Raw genomic sequence first — 16,160 nt, 5'->3', positions numbered from 1 at the left:
CGGAGCATCTTTGCGGAAATTTTAAAAAATCAATCATATATGAAACTTATCTTGTTTGTCTGTTCTCTGCTTTTATCAATTAGTGGCTTTTGCCAACAAAACATCCGAAAATCAGAACAAGGAAAAGTTGGAAAAATAAATTTGATCCTTGAAAAATATCATCAGTTTGATCTTTTTAACGGAAGTGCGCTGGTTGCTCAAAATAGCAAGATCATTCTAAAGAAAAATTATGGAAAAGCCGATATGAGCTGGAATATTGCTGCTGCTTCTGATACTAAATTCAGAATAGGCTCCATTACAAAACAGTTCACGGGAATGCTGATTATGCAGCTCAAACAAGAAGGAAAGATTAACCTTGATGATAAAATAAGCCAGTATTTACCTTGGTATAACAAATCTGTCGGGGATAGAATTACCATTCAGCATCTTCTGACCCATACTTCAGGATTGCCCAATTACACTGATTTCCCTGATTTTAAAACAAAAATGGTTTTCGAAAACTTATCCAACAAAGACTTTGCGGTCAAATATTTCAAAGATAATCTGGGATTCGAGCCAGGAACTAAACAGAACTATTGTAACACAGGCTATTATTTACTCGGTTTGATTATCGAAGAAATTACAGGAAAGCCTTATGAAGAAGTTCTCAAGGAAAGAATATTTGATGTGATTGGAATGAAAAACACAGGCATTGAAAACCCGAAAGAAATCATTTCAAATTACGCTCAAGGTTATGATTTTGATTACGATGGCTACCAAAAAACAGATTACATCAATATGAAAACTGCTGTGTTTTCTGCCGGCGGAATGTACAGTACAGCGAATGATATGAAGAAATGGGATGATGCTTTGTACACCAATATTTTATTAAATGAAGAGAACAAAAAAATTTATTTCACACCCCACACTGGTAATTATGCTTATGGCTTGAATATTGAGAAACATCAGAATTTTTTAGGTTCAGGGAAAGATATTACAGTAATGGCTCATAGTGGCGGAATCAATGGGTTTTCCTGTAATATAGCCAGAATCCCGGAGGATAGAATATATGTTGTGTTGCTGGATAATACCAGAGCAGGGAAAAGGGGTGGACAATTGGAAGCGGTTATTGATGATATTTTCGGGGTTCTTTATAATGACAAAGTGAATTTACCTAAGCCTTTGGTCATCTATGAAGTGCATAAAAAAATAAAAGCATCCTCGGTAGAGGAAGGAATTCTTTATTTAAAAGATATTAAAAAGAATAAGTTTGACTCCTACAATTTCAACGGTTTTGAAAATGAGCTGAACAAATTAGTCTATAAATTTTTAGGTGAAAACAAGACAGATTCTGCATTGAAGGTCATTGATTATGCAGTCTCAGAATTCCCGAATTCCTTTAATGTATATGATACACGTGGAGAAATTTATTATATAAGAAAAGATTACACTGAATCGAAAAAGAATTATCACAAAACATTGGAACTAAATCCCAATAATGATAATGCGAAAGAAATGCTTTTAAAAATTGAAAAGGAAATTGGGAAATAATGCGTTCCCGAAATGTAAAAAACACTTTTCTGAGTTGTCATATTAATTAGAAATCAATATCCCAAATGAAAAAACTACTTTGCATTGTCCTGCTCATCTCTGGATTTTATGCTTTTGCACAAAAAATACTAACCGAAAAGCAAATTTTTACTTCGATGGATGCTCAGGCAGAAATATTTTTAAAAGCGACAAAAGCGAATTCTTTCTCCATCGGAATCGTGAAAGATGGAAAAACCTACACCAAACATTACGGCGAAATCGACAAAGGAAAAGGGAATAAAGCCAATAATTCTACCTTATTTGAAATCGCTTCCATCACTAAATTATTTACCGGAACATTGATGGCTAAAGCTGTTTTGGATGGAAAAGTAAGTTTGGATGATGACATTAGAAAATATATCACAGGTTCTTATCCCAATCTTCAATTTAATGGAACGCCTGTAAAGATTAAAGGTTTGGTTTCATTAAAATCCGGTTTCAACAAAGATTTGCCGGACAAAAGTGAATTGTTGAAAGAAAGGAATTACAGCACTGCTTTCAAGATTGAAAAATTGGAAAAAGCATATACAAAAGAACAGTTTTTTAAGGATCTAAAATCAATAAAAGTGGAGACTTTGCCAGGGACAGTTTATAATTATAATAATGGAACTTTACAACTGACAGCACATATTCTTGAAAATGTTTATGGTAAAAGTTACGAAACTTTGCTGAAGGAAAATATCTTAATTCCATTAAAATTAAATAACACAACGCTTCATATCAATAAAAATGAAACCATCGCAAATGGTTATGATGGAAATGGCAATTTGATGCCATTTTTGCCATACTCGCTTTGGGGCTCTCAAAGTTATTTGAAATCAACCCTAACAGATTTGACCACATTCTTGAAATTTGAACTTGATAAAAAAAATTCGCTTGTTCAGGAATCACAAAGGGATTTGCTCAACAATAAAAATTACTGGAACGCTTATTTTTGGGATGAAGTGACCGTAAATCACAATGGACGAAATGCCAGAAAACACGGCGGAGCTTTTGGAACACAGAATCTGTTTTGGGTTTTCCCAGATTATAACATTGGGATTTCTGTGATTACAAATCAGGGAGGAGAAAATACTTACGGGAATTTATACAATGCTGTCCAATATCTGGTAGATGATTTGAAACCGTTTGGGAAGAAATTAATAGGAAGAGAAATCGAGAAAAAATGTTTTGAAAACATCGATTCGGGAATCGCTTATTACAAAGAATTAAAGAAAAGCAAACCAGATTCTTACAACTTTTCTGATGAATCTGAATTGAATACGCTAGGTTATAAATTGATGAGAAATGGCAACGTAATTTCTTCCATCAAACTTTTTAAACTCTATGTTTCTGAATTCCCCAACTCCGGAAATCCTTACGACAGTTTGGCAGAAGCCTATTTTAATAATGGACAATTTGAATTATCAAAACAAAATTATCAGAAATCTTTGGATTTAAATTCTAAAAATACAAACGCCAAAGAAATGCTTTTGAAATTGGATAAACATTGAAAATAAAAAGGCAACGTATACAGAAAAAGAAATCGAAGCAATGGGATTTGTCTCTACGCAGCAGGAATATTTTACAGGAAAAGCGTGGTTAAAAAACTATGTATTTTCCAGATAAATAATATAACGAAGGCAAAACATAAAAAATGAAAACAATAAAAGCATTGGTATTAGGTGCAAACGGAGCAATTGCACAACACGTTATCACATTTCTTTCCGCCAAAGAGAATATAGAATTAACCTTGTTTGCAAGAAATGCCGACCCCTATAAAACATTTTGAAACATCAGCAACCATCATTGAAGGCGATGTGCTAAGCACAGATGATTTGAACGAAGCAATCAAAGGGCAGGATATTGTTTATGCCAACCTTGCGGGAGCAGTAGATAAAATGGCAGGAGAAATTGTGTCGGCAATGAAATGCCAATAATGTGAAGCGTTTAATATTCGTAACCTCATTGGGCATTTATAAAGAAGTGGCTGTAAGTTCGGTCAGTGGAATGAAAGAATGATTGGTTCTGATTTAGCTCCTTACCGAAAAGCAGCTGATATTATCGAAAAATAGGATTTAGACTATACGATTGTTCGTCCGTCTTGGCTGACCAACAATGATGAAACAGATTATGAAACCACCCAAAAATGCGAACCATTCATAGGTACAGAAGTGGCAAGAAAGGCAGTAGCAGCTTATATTACTGACATTATTGAGCATCCTGAAAAAGATATAAAATCAAGCGTGGGTGTCAATAAACCTGGTGTTTATGGTGATAAGCCGGCTTTTTATTAACTTCAATATGAAGCTTGTTCAATGCCATACCACTCTAAAATACCCGTAATTTCCAATTAAGATCAGCAGCCAAAGAGTTTGAAGATCATCACAAAAAGACTTACTGGAAACAGTGAGTCTTTTTGTGTATTTATTCTTATCAAAAATTATAAGTATTCAAGAGTTATTGTGAATACAATTTACCTCAATTGATTTATCGTATTGTACAATTTGACAAAATTTGTTTTTTTGTCAAAAATATTTTATTTTTGTATTCCTATTTCAGATAATTTTCAGACAATGTCATCTCACACAGAACAAGATCAGCTTTCACAACAAATCCTGGAGACCGCTTCAGGGCTGTATTTGAAGTATGGTTTAAAGAAGGTGACAATGGATGATATTTCAAAAGCAGTTGGTAAAAGCAGAACTTCAATTTATTATTATTATAAAAATCGGGAGGAAGTATTTCAGGCGGTTTTGGAAAATTTGATCAAGGAAGTTATTTCTGAGATTGATTCCAAGATGAAGAAGAAAAGAACTTTCGAAGGAAAAATACAGGAGTTTTGTCTTGCTAAAGTAAAAACATCGGAAGAAAGATCTTCTTTTTTCAGAGCTATAGAAGCAGGAATGGACAATGAAGAGAAATCAAAACACATCACCGATGCTCACAACAGAATGATGGAAGCGGAAAAAAATCTCCTGTTGAATTTATTTTCAACAAACATTATCAAAGGTTCAATTCCAGAAGTTGCCATTGAAGAACAGGAAACCATCATCTTTATTCTACAGAGCAGTATCAGGGGAATAAGGCGTGAGATGAGTTTAAAAAACAATTTCGAAAACTTAAACAGTACAGTAAGCACTCTAACCTCTATGGTTATTAAACATATTGGGTAAAAATTTTTTATTCAAATTTTGACACTTTTACATTATTTGTCAAATAGTCTATTTAAAAAAATGAACAAACTAAGTAATATCAGTACATTCCGGGCTTTCAGAAGCACCAATTATACATTGTATTTTTTCGGGCGTTCTGTCTCTCAATTTGGGACGTGGATGCAGCGTACAGCGGTAGTATGGGTTGTATACAGCATGACAGAGTCTGCTTTTATGCTGGGGCTCACCATTTTTGCAGAACAATTCCCTTCATTTTTATTTTCAGCATTCGGCGGAGTTGCTGCAGATCGGTATAACCGGTATAAAATTATACAGATCACTCAAATTTTATCATTAATACAGGCATCTATTCTAGCTTTCCTGGTAATGACGGGACATCAGAATATATGGAGTTTCATTATACTCTGCGTTTTTCTCGGCATTATCAATGCTTATGACATTCCGGCCCGTCAGGCTATGATTAATGAAGTGGTAAAGGATGATGAAGACCTTCCAAGTGCTCTTTCTCTGAGTGCTGCCATGGCAAGTATCGCTAAATTGGCGGGCCCTGCCCTTTCCGGAATTATCCTCCAAAAATTCGGAGCGGGAACATGTTTTCTTATCAACGCAGCCAGTTTTGCAGCGGTAATGCTTTCGATTTCTTTGATGAAAATAAAGATCATTCCGAAAAAAACAACTAAAAAAGGAACTTTCACAGAATTGGCCGAGGGTTTCAGGTATCTGAAAAAAGAACCATCCATCAGTCTGGTTATTATTATGCTGAGTATTACAGGTTTGCTGATTTTACCTTACGATACGTTAATTCCTGTTTATGCAAAGGAAATCTTCAAAGGTGATGCTAAGACATTCGGTTATATTTCCAGTTTCATTGGGATTGGGGCGGTTCTCGGAACAGTATTTCTGGCTTCTCTGAAGAAAGGAGCATCTATGAGGAATATTCTCATCCTGAGTACAGTTATTCTGAGTATTGGATTGATGTGCTTTTCATATACCACCAATTTCTATTGGTCTATGTTCTTTGCAGCGCTCACAGGATTGGGTGGTGTCGCGCAATTTACCACCTGTAATATTATTGTCCAGTCTGAGGTGATCCCTGAGATGCGCTCAAGAGCGATCAGTATTTTGCTAACCGCCATATTCGGGATGCTGCCTTTGGGAAGTGTACTTATTGGGTTTATCTCGGAAAAAATAGGAGCACCCAAAACCTTATTACTGGAAGGAATTGCGGGAGTTTTAGTTGCTGTTGTCTTCAGACGCTTACTATTTAAAAAGAATAAGACAAAAGCAGTGAACAACCAACTTTTAGAAGAATCTGAGGAACAATTTATTAATAAAGTGTAATTAAAATGGAAAACATAAAAACAGCATTATTGGCGATGGACATGCAGTCATCAATATTAAGCAACTTACCTGACACACAAGAATTGATATCTAATGTCAACAAGGTCATTAAAGCCGCCAGAAATCGCCAAATTCCGGTTATTTATATCACAGTAGGGTTCAGACAGGGAATGCCGGAAATAAACTCTAATAACAAAGTATTTTCAGGAATTAAACAACATATGGCAGTTGTCAATATGAAAGAATGGGTCGCTATTCATCCTGAGCTTAGCCCTGAAGAGGAGGACATTGTTATTACCAAAAGAAGGTTCAGTGCTTTTACAGAAAGTGATCTTGAAGTAGTTCTGCGTGGTCTGAATATTCAACATTTGGTACTGACAGGAGTATCTACAAGCGGTGTTGTTTTATCTACAGTGAGAGAAGCCTCAGATAAAGATTACAAACTCACAGTGATTGAAGATTGCTGTAAAGACGGAGATGAAGAAGTACATCATGTGCTGATGAGAAAAGTTTTCCCAAGACAGGCTGATGTCATTAAAGTAAACGACTGGACATAGTAAGGAATGAATTAGTACAACGGGAACATTATAAATCTTCAAAATACGTTTCATTTGCTGAAAATACCGTTTCACCGGCTTATTTCGCTGAATCAGTTTAACTTTTGCTCCGAGCGTTGGTGATACACCTTACTTTTACATGGTAAACGTAGCCGAAAGGTCACTTAGTTAGTTTTAATTAGTATCAAGGAAACATTGATTAAGAATCAATAAAAATCTTTTTGTGCTTTAATTCCTTGTAGCCTTTATGGCTCAACTATACACTTAATCATGTTTGGGTAGGATTGGATTGTTCCAGTCCTATTTTTTATACCCTTTTTATACAATAAAAAAACCGCTGCTGCTGCAACGGTTTAATTTATTTTAAGGAAATAGTATTATTTTAACTTATAAGAACTTCCGTTCCAAAGATAAGTTTTAAAAGAGCTTTTCTTCTTCTCTCTGTCTTTCTCATCCACTTCCATGTCTTCCACTTTTAGGATAAATGCGTTAGAAATTCCTCCTTTATCATTAGGAAAAACATATTCTTCACTGTGATAAAAAGCTCCGGCATCACCTACATTCATTAATTGTGGAAGGGTAATCAGTTTTTTATCCTTAAAAAGAACATACTGATCATAGCTTGCGATTCCGCAGGCTTCTCCGGAAACCATTGCTTTCAGGGTAAATTCAACATTCTGCAGTTTGTGGCTGCTTTCTATATTGAATGCCGCTGAACTCAACTCCTCTCCTCTTCCTGTATCAAAATATACCTCATCAATGAGTGTATTTCCTTCCATTACTTTTATTCCGGCAATGTTCTGTTTTTCGGTCTCATTGGATTCTTTATTCTTCCTGTCAATCGTTTTGGAAAGTCCAAAGAGAAAATCATATCCGTTTTTATTACGGTACCCTACACAAAGATTACCACCCCAGATATATCCTTCCAATATATTCTCTCCTTTCTGATAAGAGATTTTATACCAATTGGCCGCTCTTTCTCCCAATTTCAGGACAGTTTCTTCTTTTTTAAGAATCACCACCTGCTGATTGGTCTGCAATGAATCTACAATCTGAGTATTGACTCCTGGATACAGCCTCACGCGGGTCCAGTCTGTAAAGATTTTCTGCGTCTTATTTTCTTCAAAACCAAAGATTCCATCAGCATATACTTCATTTTCCTGCGCTGTAAAAAACTGCAGCATCAGTAAAAATAAAGCTGTCCATAAAGTTTTCATATTCGTATTTTGTTTTTTGTGTGTTATTTTTCAAGCAGAAGACTTACCCATTCTTCACGCTGTAGCTGCTTTTTCAGTTCCAGTCCGCTTTCTTTACATACTTCAAGAATATCATCTACGTCAAAGAAACACAGTCCTGAAAGTAATAGTTTTCCACCATCATTCAATACTGAAACATAAGTCGGGATATCTGAAATAAGGATATTTCTGTTGATATTGGCTAAAATAACATCAAAATTTTCTTTTCCTAAATTTTCAGCAGTTCCCTGTTCAATATCTAATTCAACACTGTTTCTTACTGCATTTTCTTTTGAGTTTTCTACCGACCATTCATCAATATCGATTGCTTTTGTATCTCCTGCTCCCTGCTGTTTCGCATAGATTGCCAGTACAGAAGTTCCACATCCCATATCCAATACCTTTTTACCATGGAAGTCAATATCCATCATTTGCTGGATCATCAGGTGGGTGGTAGGGTGATGTCCTGTTCCGAAAGACATTTTAGGCTGAATGATAATTTCATGCATTCCAGGTACCGATTCATGGAATTCGGCTCTGATCAATACTTTATCATCAATATTGATTGGAGAGAAATTCTTTTCCCATTCTTCATTCCAGTTGATATTAGGCATTTCTTCGAAAGAATATTCGATTTTTACGTTTTCATTTTCAAAAATCGGAAGTGCTTTCAACTGCTCTTCCTGAAACAATTCTGTCTGGATATATCCTAAAATTCCGTCAATTTCTTCTGTAAAGCTGTCAAAACCTATTTCTATAAGTTCCGCCATTAAAATCTCATTCCAAGGCTGCAATGGAGAAATTTTGAAATTGAATTCTAAATAATTTTGCATGTGACTAATTTGCTGCAAAAATACTAATGTTATTACGGTTAAAAAAATGATAGCGTAATTTTTGGCTGAAACCGGGGATTTTTATGCTTTTTATCCCGCAGATAATACAGATTTTTTGAATTGCAGGGAAATTCTAAGTTTTGGCTAATGCCTAAAATGGAAACGTAAAAAAAGAAAGCGGGCTCCCTTCGTCTACGCTCAGGATAATAGCCCGCTCCTATTGATTTTTATTATTCAAGGTAGACTAACAATGCTCTGCTGATAACATTAAACTCTAAACCTTGAACTTTAAATTTTTAACCTCTTATGGATTCGTAGAGAAAATTGATCCGTTTGCAATCAGTGCTCTTCTGTTCATTTTAAGAATATCTCTTACCCATTCTGCGAAGTCTTCCGGCTGTAATACTTTATCAGGATTTCCATCTGTAAGACCTCCCTGGATGCTCATATCTGAAGCGATGGTACTTGGAGTCAAAGTAATTACACGGATGTTTTGTTTTCTCCATTCTGCCATCATAGATTGTGATAAAGATACTACTGCAGCCTTTGAAGCGGCGTATGCAGACATATTCGGACCACCTTTCAGACCTGCTGTAGAAGCTACATTTACGATATCACCTTCTCCTTTAGCTTTCATAAACGGATGAGCTGCTTTCGCTGCGTAATATACTCCAAACAGATTGGTTTTAATCACCTGCTCCCATGTTTCAGAAGGCATTTCTTCAATACTTCCGAAGTCTCCGATCCCTGCATTGTTGATTAGGATATCAATACCACCCAATTGTTCTGCTAAAGATTCAATTCCAGCTTTTACCTGAATTTCATTGTCTACAGAAAAAACTGCGTATGCTGAGTTTACACCCAGTTTTTTGATTTCTTCAACCGTCATTTTTAGGTTTTCCTCATTTCTTCCTGTAATGGCAACGTTTACTCCTTCATTGGCCAAAGCAAGTGCTACAGCTTTCCCCAATCCTCTTCCACCACCTGTTACGATGGCATTTTTTCCGTTTATATTCATAGTAATAATACTTTTCTTTATACAAAGTTACGAAAGAACATTTTTATGAAATGGTTAAAACACGGATTTAATAGTTTTTTAATGGTTGGGAAGGGCAATTGAAACTTATATCTTCTTAAACCACAAAAATAGAAGCCGATCTGTTGGATCGGCTTCAAAATCTAAAAAAAAGGTATAGTAAAAAAAATAAAAACTTAAGGAATCTGAATTGAATTCTGAACTTCAAATTCTTCTGAAGCGGTAAATTCGTTTCCATACATATCAACAGCCTTCACCTCAACTTTATGTTTTCCTAATGATAATTTTTTAGGAAAGTCTGCTTCCCAGATGTGCTTTGACATTTCAGGATTGGAAGGTCTTCTTCCCGGAAGAATTTTCTCTGTAGAATCCCATTTGAAAACAGAAAGCGCAAAATTCGGGTCTATGGTTTCATCATATTCCATTGCTTCCCATTTTCCATTATCTATTCTGTATTCTACTTTGTCTTTTTTGCTTCCCATGAAGAAATTGGCCAACACTTTTGCAGAAGTTCTTGAGGAAGGAATTACTTTTGGGATATATAGCTTAATTTGATAGTCTTCCGGTTTGCCGGCTGTTCTGTATTTAACTTTATATTGATTGTCTGTAAAACTGATGAATGAATATCCTTTTGCTGTTCCGTCTCTCATGGTAGAAGTAGGAAGGCCGGCATCATCCGGTGTTCCAGAATACCAATCGCCGCAAGTAGTTCCTACGTTATATTCATGCAATTCCTTGATTCCATTCCAGCCTGCTTTTTTCCCATAGAAAATCTGCTGTTGGATGTGTGTATGTGCTGATAGAAGCAATACATTCTGGAAAGGATTTAAGAAATCAAATAGTTTCTGACGGTCCGCATTTCTGAAGCTGTCTTCATTGCTATGTTCCAACGGAATATGGAAAGAAATGACAATCAGTTTACTTTTATCAACCAGTTTCAGATCGTTTTCAATGAACTGAAGCTGATCTTCACGGAATCCTCCCCAATATCCTTTTCCATCTCTCGGATCCGGATAAAGAATATCATCCAGAATGATGAAATGTACATTACCATAGTTGAAAGAGTAATTGGCCGGACCAAAATTCGACTCAAATGTTTCATCGGAAAGACGGTCTTCTTTCGCATCATAATTCATGTCATGATTTCCCATTACATTATACCAAGGAAGTCCGACTTCTTTCATAACGTCTGCATAAGGTTTCTGAAGACTTAAATTATCTCCTACCAAATCTCCCAGACTGATTCCCAACACTGCATTTTTCTTAGTGTTCTTCACTTCATTTACAATTCCTCTTTTGAAGTAATCCAGTTCTTTTTCTGTGTAAGGCTGTGGATCTCCAAAAACAAGGATATCAAAGTTTTTATTTTCATTTTGCTTATAAAGTGGGAAGTTGAGTTCTTTGGGAAGATCTCCTGTAGCAGCTACTCCTTTGTATTTGAAATCTGCAGGAGAACCTTTTGGTTTATGATGGTAATAAAACTGAGGTAAGTTGTTCGCATTTAAAGCAGTCTGATATCCTGAAGGTTTGATCACAAAAATAGTCTGATCTTCCTGAACCAGCAGGCTGTATCGTCCGTTTTTATCCGTAAGAACTACCTGAGTTCCGTTAGAAACGGCTACACCTTCAATTCCTTTTTCGCGGTTTTCTTTCTTTTGATTTTTGTTACTGTCTTCGTATACAAATCCGGAAACAGAAGTTTGTGAGAATGCCATTGCTGAAACCAACAGGCAAGGCATGATACATTTTATATTGATACTCATAATTTTTAAATCTTAAAATTATTTTAATCTTTAAATCTCAAATTATTTATTCCACCACATTTTTACGTTAATATTGTCACCTCCCATAGATTGTACGGCTGCGTTATAATTATCCGTATTCATCACTTTTGTGGTGGTAGGGTACATAAATCTTACAGGCATCTGCCCTCCGTTCTGAAGTCCTCCGTTGTTAGGAAGTACCGGCAGTTTTGTACGTCTGTATTCGTACCATTGCTGATGGTCTACAAAAAACAGGGAAATATATTTCTGAAGCATTAGCTTTTGTAAAGAACCGTCGTAAGCTACGTTTGCATTGCTGAAGTAATTGGCTGGAACTGTTGCTCCCCACTGTTCAATAATAGATTTTACTCCGGTTTCATAATAGGTCTGCTGATTTCCTGCAATAATTCCTTTGTTAACCAATTCTGCCAGAATAAACTGAACCTCAGAATAGGTCATGATTAATATTTTTAAAGGTGTTTTCGCCAGATTCTGATTAAGGTTAGAAGGCTGGTAGTTGAAAGCTGTTCCTAAAGCATATCCTGACGGAGCTCCTTTATATCCAAGATCTTCCCCGGTAGTTGCTTTCGCTTTCGTAAAAAACATACTCAGCCTTGGATCATTATTATCTTTCATAGCATTTACAAAAAACTCACCTGCTGATCTGTAAGCTGTAAAATCCTGAGGGCGGGCAATTGGCGGCAAATATGGAGATACTCCTGAAAGTGGCAGCACTGCACTGTCTGTATTATTTTGAAAAACAGGATATTGTGCAGGATTATTGATAATCTCCTGAATTCTTTCATGCACATTTACTTCACCGTTTCTGCTTAAAATTCTCGTTAATAATCTCAATGAAAGAGAATTACAGAATTTCTTCCATCCTAAGATACCGGTCTGGCTGTTGGTATTGGCATTGTAAAACAAATCTGTTTCTGCTAATGCCTGGTTTGTGTTGAATAGTGAATTGGCTGTTTTCAGATCATTTAAGAGCTGAATGTAGATGTCCTTCTGCTTATCATATTTCGGTCTTAAAATATTTTCTTCAATCTTCACTGCTTCAGATAAAGGTACATCACCGAAAGCATCAGTGAGGTTGGAAGCAATCCATGCATTCAGGACCATTGATATGGCCAGATAATTATTATTCTGTTCTTTCTCAGCATATTTCCTAAGATCACTTACCTGCTTAAGCCATTTATAAGAGGTATTCCAGTATCCGTTACCACTTTTTTCGTCCATATAATATCTGCTGTAGGTATTTCCTTCATTCGGAAAGTCTAAAGCAATCTGCATGATATCAAAAGTGAAATCATCTGCTCTGTTATAGCCATAGCTTCCCATTTCATACTGGATGGGAGCAAGAAGACTTCCCACAGAAGGATCTTTTATTTTGCTGGTATCTGTATTGATTTCTTCAAATGTTCTGTCGCAGGACTGAAGCATAAAAACAGAAACAGCCAATGTCAGATTTATGATTATTTTTTTCATTTTTAACGATTTTAGAATTTAAGATTTAACTGAAACCCAACTGTTCTTGCAGTTGGAAGCTGCCCCATCTCTACTCCCGGAGTAATGGTTGCATTATCCAGCGTAGCGACTTCAGGGTCAAACAATGGGAACTTCGTCCACATCCAAAGATTTTTTCCGAAAATAGCAAGAGTAAGATCATCCAGACCCAGAGATTTTATGGTCTCTTTCGGGAAAGAGTAAGCGATTCTTGCATCTCTCAGCTTAATAAAATCTGTGCTGAAGCTGTTGGTTTCCACATTGGCTCTTCTATAGTAATCTCCATAATAAGAAGATACCAGTACTCCTTTTATATTCGGGCTGAAAGATCCGTCAGGATTCTGAACAACACCGTCTCCTACAATCATTCCACCAGGATTATCTCTTCCCGGAAGAGTAGATTTCAGTTTACCCTGTTCGGACATTTTATGATGCGACTGAGAATAAGCAATTCCACCATACTGACCGTCAAACGAGAAGCTGATCGTAAAGTTTTTGATCTTGAAATCATTCTGAAGACCGGCTCTCCATTTCGGGAATGCATTTCCTACTTTTTCAATATCTGCAGGTCTTCCCGGAAGTCCGTTGTCTCCGTAAATTACTTTTCCGTCCGGAGTTCTTAATAATTTAAATCCATACATGTCTCCAAGAGAACCACCCACTTCCATTTTATAGAAGACAACATCTCCTACGTTGGAAACAATTCCGTCAAATCCTTCAGGTAAAGTCATCACCCTGTTTTCGTTGGTAGACCAGTTCCCGCCTACTTTCCATGAGAAGCTTTCACCTTTCACAGCTAAGATATCAGCTGAAAGTTCAAGTCCTCTGTTTCTGATTTTCCCTGCATTGATCACTCTTTTGGAATATCCGCTTTCAGAAGGCAGTGAAACAGGAATAATCTGGTTTTCACTCATGTTCTGATAAGCGGTAAGATTAATATTCAACCTATTCTTGAAAAGGCTGAAATCCATACCTGCTTCAATATTGGTATTTTTTTCAGGTTTAAGGGAAGGGTTATTGAAAGTAGTAGGCGCCACCACACTTCCGGTAATATTACTTGCTGTATAGTAGTTATCCAAAAGATAAGGATCACTGTCTATCCCTACTTTCGCCCATGAAGCTCTCAGTTTCCATAAATTCAGATTATTACTTTTCAGGTTAAAAATATCTGATAGAATGAAACTGGTACTCACTGAAGGATAAAAGAAGGATCTGTTTTGCTTCGGAAGTGTAGAACTCCAGTCATTTCTTCCGGTAACGTCCACAAATATTTTATTGTCATATCCCAGCGTTAGTAATCCATAAACACTGTCTACATGTTTGTCTCTTGGTGCCGGATATTTAACCGGAATTGAAAGCGCATTGGTAAGGCTGTATTCGCCGGCTGTTTTCAATCCTATTGCCTGATAATCTGTCATCAGGTATTCATTATAACGGATACTTCCTCCTGCAGAGGCAGAAATACTGAATTTATTCCAATCTGCTTTGTAAGAGAATAAAAGGTCGTTGTTATATTCCTGATTTTTGATAAACTGTTCTCTGTAGAAACCTTTCAGATAGTTTGCAGAACTCCATGGTCTTTTGGTTGTTCTTTTTTCATTCAGAATTTCAATACCTGACCTCAGCATTACACTGAAATTCTTATTAAACTGATAATCTGCCGTAATGTTTCCTGTAATGGTCTTTTTTCTGACCCCATTCAACATTTCGTAAGCGATCATATATGGATTGTCAATAAATGAGCTGAAAGGATGGATTTGGTCAACCTGTTCCTGACCCGGTTTCCAGATGGGCTTATACCATTCCAGATCCACATTGGGATTTTGGAAGATCATGAAATAAGAGATCGACTGGTTGTTATATCCCGTCGCAGGAAGGTTATCACTGGAAGTAGTATTATAAGCAAATTTTGTAGAGATTTTTAATTTTTGGGTAAGCTGATGGGCAAAAGACAGGGCAAAATTGAATCTGTCAAAGCCTGTATTCGGCATCATCCACTCATTATTAAGATAGGTAAGTGAAGATCTGAAACTTGTTTTGTCATTTGAGCTTTCTACTGAAATGCTGTTTGAGTAGGTAGAACCTGTTTGCCAGAAGCCTTTAATGTTATTTTCATAAGGTCTCCACAATTGTCTTTCCTTACTTTGTCCCAATACATTGGGGTCATATTGAAAATAATACTGTCCGGCGAATTTAGGTCCGAAAGCACTACTTGTACCTCCTGTACTTGGTCCGTCTGCGGAAAGGCCATAAGAATAGTAAAAGTTTCCTGCCGTATTGGTTGCCAGAGTTCCCTGTCCGTATTCATACTGGTAGTCCGGCCATTTCAATACGGAATCAAAGCTTGAGGAAGAATTGAAGGTTACTCTCAGTTTTCCGTTTTTCGTTTTTCCGGATTTTGTAGTGATCATTAAGGCTCCGTTGGCGGCACGGGATCCGTATAATGCGGCTGCAGAAGCTCCTTTTAATACCGTTACAGATTCAATATCATCCGGATTGATGCTGTTTAATCCGTTTCCGAGATCAATAGGAACATCTCCTCCGGAACCTGCTCCGTATGCTGCAGTACCAGAACCTGTGGTAGAATTCCCCAATGGAACGCCATCCACTACAATAAGAGCATAGTTATGATCCATCATAATGGATTTTTCTCCTCTCAAAGTAATTCTGGAAGTTCCAAGCGGCCCTGCTCCTGCAGTCTGAATTTTAAGACCTGCCACTTTCCCCTCCATAGATTGTGCCCAGTTGTTATTTTGGGTTTCTTCAAATGTTTTGGCATCTACTTTCTCGGCAACATACCCCAAAGCTCTGTCATGTCTCTTGATTCCCAAAGCAGTTACTACTACTTCATCAAGTCCTTTAACTGTGTCTTTTTTAGCTTTCTGCTGAGCTGCCAGATTAACACTGACGAATCCCAACAGTGACAAAACTAACAGTTTTTGTGTCTCTTTACGCATTTCCTTTTTGTTTGCGCAAAATTAAAACGACATTATAAGGATGACCTTAACACAGTTTTAACGTTTCTTAAAAAAACATTAAACCATATATTAATTCAGCCTTAATAACATTACATAAGAATCTAATTAATAAACACTTAAGTAATTAAGTTTTTTTAATACCAGTTTACAAGCCTATTTACGTATCTTTATTGTCTTTCCTTGA

13 protein-coding genes and 1 pseudogene are annotated in these 16,160 nt (G+C 36.5%); 8 read left to right on the top strand and 6 right to left on the bottom strand.

The features are described 5' to 3' along the window. Positions 1-39: 39 nt before the first annotated feature. From CHRYMOREF3P_RS19365 to CHRYMOREF3P_RS19340, 8 genes and pseudogenes are all read left to right on the top strand, one after another. Complete coding sequence (locus CHRYMOREF3P_RS19365) at positions 40-1,530, top strand: serine hydrolase domain-containing protein (RefSeq protein ID WP_180565287.1); 1,491 nt, start codon at positions 40-42, stop codon at positions 1,528-1,530. Between the two features lie 65 nt (positions 1,531-1,595). Continuing rightward, a complete protein-coding gene (locus CHRYMOREF3P_RS19360; protein ID WP_180565286.1) occupies positions 1,596-3,062 on the top strand; it encodes a serine hydrolase in 1,467 nt (488 codons plus the stop codon). A gap of 143 nt (positions 3,063-3,205) precedes the next feature. After that, positions 3,206-3,340: a hypothetical protein gene (locus CHRYMOREF3P_RS24290; RefSeq protein WP_257468848.1), complete on the top strand. Its 135-nt coding sequence runs from the start codon at positions 3,206-3,208 to the stop codon at positions 3,338-3,340. Then, positions 3,315-3,713 (top strand): annotated as a pseudogene (locus CHRYMOREF3P_RS24190) (NAD(P)H-binding protein); the annotation flags it as partial. The gene CHRYMOREF3P_RS24290 and the pseudogene CHRYMOREF3P_RS24190, both read left to right, overlap by 26 nt. A gap of 9 nt (positions 3,714-3,722) precedes the next feature. Continuing rightward, the gene (locus tag CHRYMOREF3P_RS24285; RefSeq protein ID WP_262889629.1) at positions 3,723-3,845 is read left to right on the top strand and encodes a hypothetical protein; all 123 of its coding nucleotides are present in this window, start codon (positions 3,723-3,725) and stop codon (positions 3,843-3,845) included. Positions 3,846-4,124: 279 nt separating this feature from the next. Further along, entirely contained in the window at positions 4,125-4,724 is a 600-nt protein-coding gene (locus tag CHRYMOREF3P_RS19350; RefSeq protein WP_180565285.1) for a TetR/AcrR family transcriptional regulator, read from the top strand. A 60-nt stretch (positions 4,725-4,784) separates the two neighbouring features. Next, entirely contained in the window at positions 4,785-6,065 is a 1,281-nt protein-coding gene (locus CHRYMOREF3P_RS19345) for an MFS transporter (protein ID WP_180565284.1), read from the top strand. A 5-nt stretch (positions 6,066-6,070) separates the two neighbouring features. After that, the gene (locus tag CHRYMOREF3P_RS19340; RefSeq protein WP_180565283.1) at positions 6,071-6,622 is read left to right on the top strand and encodes a cysteine hydrolase family protein; all 552 of its coding nucleotides are present in this window, start codon (positions 6,071-6,073) and stop codon (positions 6,620-6,622) included. Positions 6,623-6,999: 377 nt separating this feature from the next. On the opposite strand, the gene CHRYMOREF3P_RS19335 is transcribed toward CHRYMOREF3P_RS19340, so the two are convergent. The 6 genes from CHRYMOREF3P_RS19335 to CHRYMOREF3P_RS19310 all read right to left on the bottom strand — a co-directional run bounded on the left by CHRYMOREF3P_RS19335 (position 7,000) and on the right by CHRYMOREF3P_RS19310 (position 15,955). After that, the gene (locus CHRYMOREF3P_RS19335; RefSeq protein WP_077415800.1) at positions 7,000-7,839 is read right to left on the bottom strand and encodes an SH3 domain-containing protein; all 840 of its coding nucleotides are present in this window, start codon (positions 7,837-7,839) and stop codon (positions 7,000-7,002) included. Positions 7,840-7,862: 23 nt separating this feature from the next. Then, positions 7,863-8,690: a 50S ribosomal protein L11 methyltransferase gene (gene prmA / locus CHRYMOREF3P_RS19330; RefSeq protein WP_077415802.1), complete on the bottom strand. Its 828-nt coding sequence runs from the start codon at positions 8,688-8,690 to the stop codon at positions 7,863-7,865. Positions 8,691-8,994: 304 nt separating this feature from the next. Then, positions 8,995-9,708 carry a 3-ketoacyl-ACP reductase gene (locus CHRYMOREF3P_RS19325; RefSeq protein WP_077415804.1) on the bottom strand — a complete coding sequence of 238 codons (714 nt, stop codon included), beginning with the start codon at positions 9,706-9,708 and terminating at the stop codon, positions 8,995-8,997. 194 nt (positions 9,709-9,902) lie between these two features. Beyond that, on the bottom strand, positions 9,903-11,465 hold the full coding sequence (locus CHRYMOREF3P_RS19320) for a calcineurin-like phosphoesterase C-terminal domain-containing protein (protein ID WP_180565807.1): 1,563 nt from the start codon (positions 11,463-11,465) through the stop codon (positions 9,903-9,905). 66 nt (positions 11,466-11,531) lie between these two features. Then, entirely contained in the window at positions 11,532-12,980 is a 1,449-nt protein-coding gene (locus tag CHRYMOREF3P_RS19315; protein WP_180565282.1) for a SusD/RagB family nutrient-binding outer membrane lipoprotein, read from the bottom strand. 11 nt (positions 12,981-12,991) lie between these two features. Continuing rightward, on the bottom strand, positions 12,992-15,955 hold the full coding sequence (locus CHRYMOREF3P_RS19310; protein WP_180565281.1) for a SusC/RagA family TonB-linked outer membrane protein: 2,964 nt from the start codon (positions 15,953-15,955) through the stop codon (positions 12,992-12,994). Positions 15,956-16,160: the final 205 nt, after the last annotated feature.

Origin of the sequence: Chryseobacterium sp. JV274 (assembly GCF_903969135.1) — a bacterium.
Lineage (GTDB): Bacteria > Bacteroidota > Bacteroidia > Flavobacteriales > Weeksellaceae > Chryseobacterium.
The sequence above is the reverse complement of the archived record's forward strand: the minus strand, read 5'-3'. Positions and strand labels throughout refer to the sequence as shown.

What these genes read in the sequence shown, in the direction of transcription:
- CHRYMOREF3P_RS19365 (WP_180565287.1), top strand. Translation starts at nt 40, where the DNA reads ATGAAACTTATCTTGTTTGTCTGTTCTCTGCTTTTATCAATTAGTGGC.
- CHRYMOREF3P_RS19360 (WP_180565286.1), top strand. Translation starts at nt 1,596, where the DNA reads ATGAAAAAACTACTTTGCATTGTCCTGCTCATCTCTGGATTTTATGCT.
- CHRYMOREF3P_RS24290 (WP_257468848.1), top strand. Translation starts at nt 3,206, where the DNA reads ATGAAAACAATAAAAGCATTGGTATTAGGTGCAAACGGAGCAATTGCA.
- CHRYMOREF3P_RS19350 (WP_180565285.1), top strand. Translation starts at nt 4,125, where the DNA reads ATGTCATCTCACACAGAACAAGATCAGCTTTCACAACAAATCCTGGAG.
- CHRYMOREF3P_RS19345 (WP_180565284.1), top strand. Translation starts at nt 4,785, where the DNA reads ATGAACAAACTAAGTAATATCAGTACATTCCGGGCTTTCAGAAGCACC.
- CHRYMOREF3P_RS19340 (WP_180565283.1), top strand. Translation starts at nt 6,071, where the DNA reads ATGGAAAACATAAAAACAGCATTATTGGCGATGGACATGCAGTCATCA.
- CHRYMOREF3P_RS19335 (WP_077415800.1), bottom strand. Translation starts at nt 7,839, where the DNA reads ATGAAAACTTTATGGACAGCTTTATTTTTACTGATGCTGCAGTTTTTT.
- prmA (WP_077415802.1), bottom strand. Translation starts at nt 8,690, where the DNA reads ATGCAAAATTATTTAGAATTCAATTTCAAAATTTCTCCATTGCAGCCT.
- CHRYMOREF3P_RS19325 (WP_077415804.1), bottom strand. Translation starts at nt 9,708, where the DNA reads ATGAATATAAACGGAAAAAATGCCATCGTAACAGGTGGTGGAAGAGGA.
- CHRYMOREF3P_RS19320 (WP_180565807.1), bottom strand. Translation starts at nt 11,465, where the DNA reads ATGCCTTGCCTGTTGGTTTCAGCAATGGCATTCTCACAAACTTCTGTT.
- CHRYMOREF3P_RS19315 (WP_180565282.1), bottom strand. Translation starts at nt 12,980, where the DNA reads ATGAAAAAAATAATCATAAATCTGACATTGGCTGTTTCTGTTTTTATG.
- CHRYMOREF3P_RS19310 (WP_180565281.1), bottom strand. Translation starts at nt 15,955, where the DNA reads ATGCGTAAAGAGACACAAAAACTGTTAGTTTTGTCACTGTTGGGATTC.